General features: G+C 66.1%; 4 protein-coding genes and 1 pseudogene. 2 read left to right on the forward strand and 3 right to left on the reverse strand.

The features are described from left to right. Positions 1 to 22: 22 nt before the first annotated feature. Entirely contained in the window at positions 23 to 1,675 is a 1,653-nt protein-coding gene (locus tag ACTJJX_RS19735) for a cyclic peptide export ABC transporter (protein ID WP_016852869.1), read from the forward strand. Positions 1,676 to 1,846: 171 nt separating this feature from the next. Next, positions 1,847 to 4,273, forward strand: a complete 2,427-nt coding sequence (locus ACTJJX_RS19740) for a TonB-dependent siderophore receptor (RefSeq protein WP_016852868.1) — start codon at positions 1,847 to 1,849, stop codon at positions 4,271 to 4,273. A gap of 99 nt (positions 4,274 to 4,372) precedes the next feature. On the opposite strand, the gene ACTJJX_RS19745 is transcribed toward ACTJJX_RS19740, so the two are convergent. From ACTJJX_RS19745 to ACTJJX_RS19755, 3 genes and pseudogenes are all read right to left on the reverse strand, one after another. Further along, positions 4,373 to 5,338, reverse strand: coding sequence for an alpha/beta hydrolase (locus ACTJJX_RS19745; protein WP_016852867.1), 966 nt, complete (start codon positions 5,336 to 5,338; stop codon positions 4,373 to 4,375). A 48-nt stretch (positions 5,339 to 5,386) separates the two neighbouring features. Next, the gene (locus ACTJJX_RS19750; protein ID WP_440782016.1) at positions 5,387 to 7,993 is read right to left on the reverse strand and encodes an amino acid adenylation domain-containing protein; all 2,607 of its coding nucleotides are present in this window, start codon (positions 7,991 to 7,993) and stop codon (positions 5,387 to 5,389) included. Between the two features lie 18 nt (positions 7,994 to 8,011). Further along, positions 8,012 to 11,122: pseudogene (locus ACTJJX_RS19755) on the reverse strand (amino acid adenylation domain-containing protein); the annotation flags it as partial.

Here is an 11,122-nt window from a genome sequence, read left to right on the forward strand (position 1 = left end):
TCGGCCGCGCCGAGGAAACCCCATGTCCGCAACACCCCGTAGCGCCACTCGCGAACTCCTGAGCATTCTCAAACCCTTCTGGCCAGCGCTCAGCCTGTCGATCGGACTGGGTATCGTCGGCGGCCTGGCCATCACCGCGCTGCTCACCTCGATCAACCGCGTACTGAACGCCGAGGGCGGCATGACCAGCGGCATGATGCTGGCTTTCAGCGCGATCTGCGCGCTGGCCCTGCTCAGTTCGATCCTGTCCAACATCGGCACCAACTACGTCGGCCAGAAGGTCATCGCCCGGCTGCGCAAGACCCTCGGCGGCCGGGTGTTGTCCGCCCCGATCGAACAACTCGAACGCTATCGCACGCACCGCCTGATCCCGGTGCTCACCCACGACATCGATACGGTCAGCGATCTTGCCTTCGGCCTGCCGCAACTGGTGATCTCCCTGACCGTGACCCTTGGCTGCCTGGGCTACCTGGCCACCCTGTCGCTGCCGATGTTCCTGGTCGCCGCCAGCGCCGTGGTGCTCGGCACCATCGCCCAGTACATCGCCCGCGGCTATGGAATGGCCGGTTTCGAAGCGGCGCGCGAAGAGGAAGACTTGCTGCAGAAGCACTACCGCGGCATGGCCGAGGGAGCCAAGGAGCTGCGCATCAACCGCCCGCGCCGGCAGCGCCTGCACGGGCGTCTGCTGGACGAGACCGTGGAGCGCATCTGCCGCCTGCAGGTGCGTTCGGTGAATATATTCCTCACTGCCAGCACCTTCGGTTCGCTGCTGTTCTTCGTGGTCATCGGCACCGCCCTGGCGGTCCAGACCTGGTGGCCGACCTCCGACCGCAGCGTGCTCAGCGGCTTCGTCATGACCCTGCTGTTCATGAAGGGGCCGCTGGAAAGCGTACTCAGCCTGTTGCCGCTGATCAGTCGCAACCGTATCGCCCTGCGCCGGATCGCCGAACTCAACGAGCAGTTCTCCAATCCCGAACCCTACCTGCTGCTCGAGAACGACGCCTCCAGACCGGCTCAAGAGGTGCGCAGCATCGAGTTGCGCGATGTCGGCTACAGCTATCCGGGCGTGCCGGGCTCGACGCCCTTCCGCTTCGGCCCGGTCAACCTGACGATCCGCCCGGGAGAGATCCTCTTCATCGTCGGCGAGAACGGCTGCGGCAAGACCACCCTGATCAAGCTGTTGCTCGGGCTGTACACGCCCCACGAGGGCTCGCTGCTGCTCAACGGAGAGGAAGTGACGGCACAGGCGCGCGACGACTATCGTCAGCTGTTCACCACCGTGTTCGCCGACTACTACCTGTTCGACGACCTCGTCGACGGCGAGCAACACTTGCCGGAAGAAGCCGGGCGCTACCTGAAGCGCCTGGAAATCGCCCACAAGGTCAGCGTCAGCGACGGCAGCTTCACCACCACCGACCTCTCCACCGGCCAGCGCAAGCGCCTGGCGCTGGTCAATGCCTGGATCGAGAAGCGCCCGGTGCTGGTCTTCGACGAATGGGCCGCCGACCAGGATCCCACCTTCCGCCGGATCTTTTATACCGAGCTGCTTCCCGAGCTGAAGCGAATGGGCAAGACCATCATCGTGATCTCCCATGACGACCGCTACTTCGACAGCGCCGACCAACTGCTGCGTCTGGCCGGCGGTCGAGTGGTCGAGGAGCTGCAACCGGCCTGAAACGCTCTGCCTGCGAACACGGAAAAAACGATTTTTGTTTTCCGGTTTCGCGCCGACCAAACGTCTCAATGGGAAACCAAATAACAATTATTCCCAATCATGACATCCATAAGAGTACTAGAGAGCATGCCAGCACTCCGCACACTCCCCCGTTTCACCAAGGCTCTAGTGATGCGCAACACCCTGACGCTGCATCCGCGCCTGAGCACCACCGCCCTGGCCATGGCCCTGTTGGCGCCGATCGCCAGCCAGGCCGAAGCGCAGAAGATCCAGTTCGACATCGGCGCCCAGTCCCTGCCCAGCGCCCTGCGCCAGTTCGGCCAGCAGAGCCAGTTGCAGGTGCTCTACAGCGCCGATGAAGTGCAAGGCCTGCGCAGCAACCCGGTCCGCGGCCAACTGAGCGTCGAGGCGGCTCTCGCCGAACTTCTCCGCGGTACCGGCGCCAGCTACAGCCTGCAAGGCTCCAGCGTTACCATCAGCGCCCAGCGCTCGGCGGACTCGGTGGACCTCGGCGACATTACCGTCACCAGCCAGGAGTCGGCCTGGGGCCACGTCAACGGCTACGTGGCCAAGCGCAGCGGTACCGGCACCAAGACCGACACCCCGCTCAAGGAAATCCCCCAGACCATCAACGTGGTCACCCAGGACGAGATCAAGGCGCGCGGTTCGCAGACCGTCACCGAGGCCCTGCGCTACACTCCGGGGATCACCGGCGGCGGCTTCGCCGACCGGGTGAAGATCTTCGACGAGCCGACCTCGCGCGGCTTCAGCCCGGCGCCGATGTACCTCGACGGCCTGCACATGCCCTACGGCGGCGGCAGTACCGGCGGTGCCCTGCAGATCGACCCCTATACCCTGGAACGCATCGAGGTGCTGAAGGGGCCGGCATCGGTGCTCTACGGCCAGAACGAACCGGGCGGTATCGTCAACATGGTGTCCAAGCGTCCCACCGCCACCCCGATCCGCGAAGTGGTGCTCGGCGGCGGCAGCCAGGACCGCCGCTACGGAGCCTTCGACGTCGGCGGCGCGCTCGATGAACAGGGCACCTACCTGTACCGGCTGACCGGTGTGGGCCGGGACATCAACTCGGAGATCGACTATGCCGAGCAGAAACGCTTCATGCTGGCGCCGAGCTTTACCTGGAACCCCAACGAGCAGACCAGCCTGACCTTCTACGGCCAGTACCAGAAGGACAACGACGTGCCCGAGGCCCAAGGCCTGCCGGCCTACGGCACGGTGTTCAGCACGCCCAACGGGCGGATCAAGCGCAGCACCTTCATCGGCGAGCCGGGGCTGAACTCCTACGACCGCGACCAGTTCGTGCTCGGCTATGAGTTCAGCCACGAATTCAACGATGTCTGGACCTTCAAGCAGAACACCCGCTACGCCTATATCGACGACCAGTACGTGGCGCCACTGCACGGTTACAACTTCGTACCCAACCCGAACACCGGTGCCAACGACCAGCGCTATACCACGCGCTATGGCGTCGACTGGTCACAGACCAACAAAGCCTTCGGCATCGACAATATGCTCCAGGCAAAATTCAAGACCGGTGAAATCAGCCACACCGCGCTGGTCGGAGTGGATTACTACCATTACAAGAGCAAATTCCTCGGCCTTTACTCATACGAGAACAGTTCGCCGATCATCGATCTGTACAAGCCGGCCTATGGCAATAAGTTCACCTTCACCAATCCCTATCGCTGGAACCGTACCACCGAGCAGACCGGTCTCTACTTGCAGGACCAGATGAAATGGAACCAGTGGTTCTTGACCCTCGGCGGCCGCTATGACTGGGCCAAGACCGACACCAAGGAAACCGGCGGCAAGGTCGACGCGAAGGACGAGAAGTTCAGCGGCCGCGCCGGCTTCGGCTACGAGTTCAGCAACGGCATCGTGCCCTATGTCAGCTACTCCGAGTCGTTCCAGCCGGTCGGCGGTTTGAACATGGACGAAGGCAACAAGGCCTTCAAGCCGACCACCGGCAAGCAGTACGAGGCCGGCATCAAATACCAGCCGCCGGGGCAGAACAGCTTCATCCAGATGTCGGTCTACCAGATCGACAAGAAGAACGTGCTAACCCTCGATCTCGAGAACCCCAATTTCTACGGGCAGTCCGGCGCCATGCGCTCCAAGGGTTTCGAGTTGGAAGGCAAGGCCAGCCTGACCAACAATCTCGATGTCATCGCCTCGTTCTCGCGCAACGACATCAAGTACACCAAGGACAACGAGGGGCGCAAAGGCCGCCATCCGGCCGGCACGCCGCCGATGACCGCCGCCGTCTGGCTGGACTACACCCTTGGCGGAGACACCATGTTCGCCGGCCTCGGCGCGGGGATCGGCGCGCGCTACACTCGTGGCAGCGACGGCACCGATACAGCCGTCGATCACTTCACCATCCCGTCCTACACCCTGTACGACGGCAAGCTGTCCTACGACTTCGAAAAATCCCCGCTGCACGTAAAGGGCCTGAAGGTGCAGGTCAACCTGGAGAACCTCGAGGACAAGAAGTACGTCAGCCGCTGCGCCGGTATTTGGGACTGCTACTACGGCCAGGGCCGTACCATCACCACCGACCTGACCTACAACTGGTAAGGCGTCTCGGGAGGCCGCTGGCCTCCCTCGCCCCAGCCTTCATGAAAAAAAACCGCCAGGAGAACCTGGCGGTTTTTTTTCATGGCGAATGCCGAAGTCTCAGGGTGCCAGGGCCGCCACCAGCGCGTCGGCGATCATGTCCTTGGCTTCGTCCGCCTCGTCGACGATCGCACCCATGCGCAGGAAGTCATGGGTCATCCCCGGATAGACGCACAACTCCACCCGGGCGCCGCCCTGGCGCAGGTGCTCGGCATAGGCGATGCCCTCGTCATGCAACGGGTCGCACTCCGCGACCAGCAGCAACGTCGGCGCCAGGTCAGCCGGCACCACGCCGAGCAGCGGCGAGAAACGCGGGTCCTGACGGTCCTCGGGGCTACGCTGGTAGTGCTGGTAGAACCACTCCAGGCTGTCCCTCTCCAACAGGTGGCCAACGGCGTAACGCTCGATCGATTGGCGCGTGCGGCTGGCATCGGTGACCGGGTAGATCAGTACCTGCAGACGCGGTTGCGAGGCGTCTCCCCGCAGCGCCAAGCGATGCGACAACACCGCGCACAGACTGCCGCCGACGCTGTCGCCGGCAACCGCCAGGCGTTGCGGATCGATGCCTAGCCGCGCGGCTTCGGCAGCCAACCAGCACCAGGCATCCTCGGCGTCCTCGGCGGCGGTCGGAAAACGCCACTCCGGGGCCAACCGGTAGGCCAGAGAAAGCACCACGCAACCGGCGCGCTCGGCCAGGCTGGCGCACAGCGCGTCGTGGGAGTCCAGGCTGCCGACGACGTAGCCGCCGCCATGCAGGTAGAGCACGCCCGGCAACGGCGGCGACGCGGACAGCCCCTGGGGACTGTAGAGGCGCGCCGGCAACGGCGTACCGTCCCGCGCCGGGACGAACAGTGTCTCGACGCGCGGCAGCGGCTCGTCGAGGCCTGGGTCCATCAACGCCGACGACTGGTCGAACTGCTCGCGCGCCTGTTGCACCGTCAACTGGTGCATGGGCAGGCTCTTGCCACTGCTGCGGCCGTTGCCGACCAGTTCCAGGTATGCCGCGATATCGGGGTTCAAGGCCATTTCATAGTCTCCAACGGGCCGGCCCCGGCGGGGCCGGCCAAAGCTTCGTCATGAATAGACGAGGCTGCCGTGGATTTCTTCAAGCGCCTCCACCAGGGAGTCGAGCACCTCCTGCGCATGGGGTATCTGGAAATGCCCGCACGCGGCGACCCGACCGGCCAGAGGCTGACCACCCAATTGCCGCGACAGCGCCCGCACCTCTTCACCACGCCCGCGCGTCCACCAGCACAGCGGCCGGACCTGGATCGGCGAGCAACTATCCAGTTGCCCGGAGAGTTGCTTGAGCTGCCGGGCGACCAGGAATACCTGGGCCAGTTCGTCGCAGCCCAGCCCTCCCTTCCCGGTCTGGCCGACGCCAAGGCACTCGGCGATGGCGGCGCTGACGTTGTCGCGCTGCTCCAACCCGGCGGCCAGTGGCGGACGGGTTTCCAGGCCGGCGCTGACGCTGACGAAGTCCAGCAGATCCTCGCGCCAGTCATCGGCGGCGGGCGCTTCGGTTCCCGGCACATAGCTGTCTAGCAGACCGAGGAAGGCCACCTGCTGTCCCTGCCGCTCGAGCTCGGCGGCCATTAGCATGCCCAGGGTCCCTCCCAGCGACCAGCCGAGCAGGTGATAGGGACCCTCGGCCTGGCGCTGGCGGATCAGCGCGACGTAATCCTCGGCCATCCGTTGCAGGGAAGCGTCCCGCCAGTTCGGATCCAGCAGCGAGCGGGCCTGGATCGCCAGTACGCTACGGCGGCCATTCAGGCGCCGGGCCAGCGGTTCATAGTCGAACACCGTGCCGAAGCCGGCATGCACGCAGAACAGCGGCGGGCATCCGTCCACCGCCGCGTTCAGCGCCAGGATCGGCGACGGCGGCGCAGCGCTGTCGTCGTACCCGGACAAGGCGGCGATGCTCGGCTTCTGGATCAGGTCGCGCAGCTTCAGGCTGAAGCCCAGCTTCTTCAGGGCACGGGCCTTGGCCACCACCTGCATGCTGAGGATAGAGTCGCCACCCAGTTCGAAGAAGTTGTCGTGCACACCGATCCTTGCGATACCGAGCACTTCCTGCCAGATACCAGCCAGGGCCAGCTCCAGCTCATTGCGCGGCGCCACGTAGGCCTCGCTGGCGGTGACGTCGATGTCCGGCAGCGCCTTGCGGTCGATCTTGCCGTTCGGCGTCAGCGGCATCGCCGGCAGCAGGGCCAGGTGCGCCGGCACCATGTACTCCGGCAGATCGCGCTTGAGGCGCTCGCGCAAGCGCTCGAGCAGGCCCGAGGCGTCCGCGCCATCTTCCGCGACCACATAGCCGAGCAGTTGCTTGCCACTCGCCGCGTCGCGGGCAACCACCACCGCTTCGCGGACCTCGCCGGCATCCTGCAGGCGCGCCTCGATCTCGCCCAGTTCGATGCGGAAGCCCCGCACCTTGACCTGGTTGTCGATGCGCCCGAGGTAGTCGAAGGTGCCATCCTCGCGCTGACGAACCAGGTCGCCGGTGCGATAGAGACGCTCGCCGGCACGGCTGAACGGGTTGGCGACGAAGCGCTCGGCGCTCAACCCCGGCCGCTGCAAATAGCCTCGCGCCAGGCCGACGCCACCGAGGTACAGCTCCCCGGCCACGCCCGCCGGCAACGGGTTCAGGTCAGCGTCCAGGACATAGCCGCAGCGCTCGCCGACGAAGCTGCCGATGGGCGCATAGGCAGCGCCGCATTCGGTGTCCATGGCAGCCTTCCAGATCAGCGGCGTGACCACGGTTTCCGTCGGGCCATAGCCGTTGATGATGTAGCGCGGTTTCAGCGCGCGCTTGGCCAGTTCGAAACCGGCCACCGGCACCGCGTCGCCGCCGAAGCAGTAGATACGTACCGGCGGCGGGTTGCCGTCACGCTCGGCATGCTCGGCCAGCTGTTGCAGATAGACCGGCGGGAACGCGGCAACCGTCACGCCGTGGCGTTGCATCGCCGCGTAGGTCTGCTCCGGCGTCCACAGCGCATCGTCGCGCAGCAGCAGGCTGCCGCCGTGGCCCAGGGCGGTCAGCCAGCGCTCATGGGCGCCGTCGAAAGCGAACGACATGAAGTGCAGCTCGCGATCGGCCGGGGACATCTCGTAGCGCTCGCCGACCGCGTCGATGTGCATCGCCAGAGGACCATGGCTCACCGCGACGCCCTTGGGCAGGCCGGTGGAGCCGGAGGTATAGATGACGTAGGCGAGGTTGGCGGGATGGACCTCGACCTGCGGCGCCTGCGCCGGATGCTCCAGCAGATCCAGGCGGTCCAGGGCCAGGGCGGGCACGCCGGCAGGCACCGGCAATTGCACCAGCGCCTGGCTTTCGCTCAGCAGCAGGGCGATGCCGGAGTCCTGCATCAGGTAAGCCAGTCGCTCACGCGGATACGCCAGGTCCAGCGGCACATAGGCGCCACCGGCCTTGAGCACGGCGAGCAGCGCAACGACCAGTTCGGTGCCGCGCGGCAGCGCCACACCGACCCGCACATCGGCCGCCACGCCGCGCTCGACCAGCGCATGCGCCAGGCGGTTGGCCCGCGCGTCCAGCTCGGCGAACGAGTGGCTGCGCTCGTCGAACACCAGCGCGGTGGCGTCCGGCGTGCGCCGGCTCCACTCGCCGATGCGCTGGTGTACCAGCGGATACCGATCCGGACACGCGCCATCCGCCAACGGCACCCGGGCACTCGGCAAGCCGATGTTGCCCAGGCGGCACTCGGCGTCGCCGCTCAAGGCTGCGAGCAGCCCTTCCATATCCGTGCGCAGGCGCTCGACCGAAGCCACGGCGAAGTGCTCGCGCAGGAACATGTATTCGATCGCCAGGCCGGAATCGTCGCTGGTCACCATCAGGTCCATGGGGAAGTTGGTCAGGCCTGCGCTGCGCATCTCGCCGAAGCGCAGCGAATCGTCGCGCCAGTCACGCAGCGTCCGGTCAACCGGATGGTTCTCGAACACGATGATGCTGTCGAACAGCGATTGACCGCTGCGCCCGGCCCAGCGCTGGATGTCGCTGAGCGGGGTGTACTCCTGCTCGCGCATCTCCAGGTTGTAGTCCTGCAAGGCTCTCAGCCAATCGCCGACGCACTGTTCCGGCGCCACTTCGCAGACCACCGGCAAGGTATTGATGAACAGCCCGAGGATCCGTTCCGACGCCTCCAGGCTGGCCGGCCGACCGGCAACGGTGGCGCCGAAGGACACGCAGCGCTGGCCGCTGTAGCGACTCAGCAGGAGCAGCCAGGCGCCCTGTACCAGGGTATTGAGCGTCACTCGCTGGGATTGGGCGAAACGTTTCAGGTGCTCGGTGGCATCGCTGTCCAGGCGCGTGTACAACGCCTGGTGCCCGTATCCTTCGCGGGCAGCGTTGAAGGCGTCGGCCAGATAGGTCGGCTCGTCCATGCGTGCCAGTTGGCGGCGCCAGAAGGCCTCGCTGGCCTTGCCATCGCGCGCCCGCAGCCAGGCGATGTAGTGCCGGTAAGGGACGGCGGGCGGCAGGCTGCCGCCGGAATAGAGTTCGAGTATCTCGCCGAACAGCTGCGAAGTGCTCCAGCCATCGATGAGAATGTGGTGGTAGGTCCAGATCAACTGGTAGCGATCCTCGCCCAGGCGCAGCAGGCGTATCCGTTGCAGCGGCGGCTGGCCCAGGTCGAAGCCCTTGCGCCGCTCCTGTTGCGCGACCTGTTCCAGCGCTTCGTCGCTTATCGCCCGCCCACGCCAGTCGAGGACCTCGAACGGAAGCCCGGGATCGGCCAGGACAAATTGCAGGGGCTCTTCCTGGTCCAGCCAGAGGAAGCCGCTGCGCAACACTTCATGGCGCTGCGCCACCGCCGACCAGGCGCGTTGCAGGCGCTGCGGATCGAGTCCGTCGACCGCGATGCTCAATTGGTTGATGTACAACTCGGCGTCCGGGCTGTTCAGCCCGAGGAACAGCATGCCCTGCTGCATCGGCGAAAGGCTGTAGAGGTGTTCCAGCCGTTCGTGGGGCAACGGCAGCGCCTGCACTTGCTGCGGCAGCAGATTGTGCAGGACGGCGCCGTCGGGCACGCTCGCCGGCTCTGCGACGGGCGCCGCCGCGCTGCAGCGCTCGGCCAGCTTGCGAATGTTCTGCAACTGGAACAGGTCGCGCGGGCTCAGTTGCAATCCGGCCTGGCGCGCTCGACTGACCACCTGGATCGAGACGATCGAGTCGCCGCCGAGGGCGAAGAAGTTGTCGGTCACGCCAACCCGCTCGCGTCCCAGGACATCCGCCCAGATCGCCGCCAGTTGCCGCTCCGGTTCGCTGGCCGGTGCCACGTATTCGCCGAGTCCGTCTTCCGCCTCGATCTTCGGCAACGCCTTGCGATCCAGCTTGCCGTTCGGACTCAGCGGCATCCGCTCCAGCGCCAGCCACTGCGCCGGCACCATGTATTCCGGCAGGCTTGCCGCCAGGTGCGCGGCCAGCGCTTCGCGCCAGTCGCCGCCCTCGCTCTCCAGCACCACGTAGCCGACCAACTGCCTGCCGTCCACCGCCAGCACCGCCGCCTCGCGCACCCACGGATGCTCCAGCAGGCGCGCCTCGATCTCGCCCAGCTCGATGCGCAAGCCGCGCAGCTTCACCTGGTGGTCGATCCGCCCGGCGTACTCGATCACCCCGTCGGCGCGGTAGCGCGCCAAATCGCCGGTGCGGTACATCCGCTCCCCAGCCACGAACGGGCTGGCGACGAAACGCTCGGCAGTCAGCCCCGGACGCTGGTGGTAGCCACGGGCCAGGCCCCGACCGGCCAGGTACAGCTCGCCGAGCACGCCCACCGGCACCGGCTCCAGGTTGCCATCGAGGATGTAGCAGGCCAGGTTGGCGATCGGCCGGCCGATCGGCACCGCGTCCTTGCCCTCCTCCACGCAGGTCCAGTGGGTGACGTCGATGGCCGCCTCGGTCGGGCCATAGAGGTTATAGAGGCCGGCCTGCGGCAGCTTGGCGAACACCTGCTGCTGCGCGTCCGCCGGCAGCGCCTCGCCGCTGCAAACGATGCGTTTCAGGCTGGTGCAGGAGGCGACGTCTTCATCCTGCAGGAAGGCCTGCAGCATCGACGGCACGAAGTGCAGCGTATCGACCCCTTCGCGGTTGATCAGCTTCACCAGCTTCGCCGGGTCGCGATGGTCGCCCGGCGCGGCCACCACCAAACGCGCCCCGCTCATCAGCGGCCAGAAGAACTCCCAGACCGACACGTCGAAGCTGAACGGGGTTTTCTGCAACACCGTGTCACCGACGCCCAGGCCATAGGCCTGCTGCATCCAGCACAAACGGTTGCTCAGCGCCGAATGGCGGTTGCCGGCGCCCTTGGGCTTACCGGTGGAACCGGAGGTGTAGATGACATAGGCGAGGTTCTCGCCATCGAGATGAATATCCGGGTTCGCCTCACTGTAATCCTCGAACCAGGGCGCACCGCGATCCAGGTCGATCCGCTGCACGCCTTGCGCCAGCGGCAGCTTCAGGTGCGACTGGCTGAGCAGCAGCTCCACACCGCTGTCCTCCAGCATGTAGGCCTGGCGCTCCTCGGGATACTCCGGGTCCACCGGCACGTAGGCGCCGCCGGCCTTGAGGATCGCCATCAGGGCCACGACCATCTCGATAGAACGTTCCATGGCCACGCCCACCAGGCGGTCCGCGCCGATCCCGCGCTCGATCAGGGCATGCGCCAGGCGGTTGGCCCGGCGGTTCAGCTCGGCGTAGTCCAGGCGCTCCTCGCCGAAGGCCAGCGCCGGCGCCGTCGGTGTGCGCTCGACCTGCTCCTCGAACAACCGGTGCACGCCGCGTTGCAGCGGGTACTCGGC

The organism is Pseudomonas sp. 22490, assembly GCF_052044465.1.
GTDB lineage: Bacteria > Pseudomonadota > Gammaproteobacteria > Pseudomonadales > Pseudomonadaceae > Pseudomonas > Pseudomonas aeruginosa.

Coding starts and splice junctions, on each gene's coding strand:
- ACTJJX_RS19735 (WP_016852869.1), top strand. CDS start 23: ATGTCCGCAACACCCCGTAGCGCCACTCGCGAACTCCTGAGCATTCTC.
- ACTJJX_RS19740 (WP_016852868.1), top strand. CDS start 1,847: ATGCGCAACACCCTGACGCTGCATCCGCGCCTGAGCACCACCGCCCTG.
- ACTJJX_RS19745 (WP_016852867.1), bottom strand. CDS start 5,338: ATGGCCTTGAACCCCGATATCGCGGCATACCTGGAACTGGTCGGCAAC.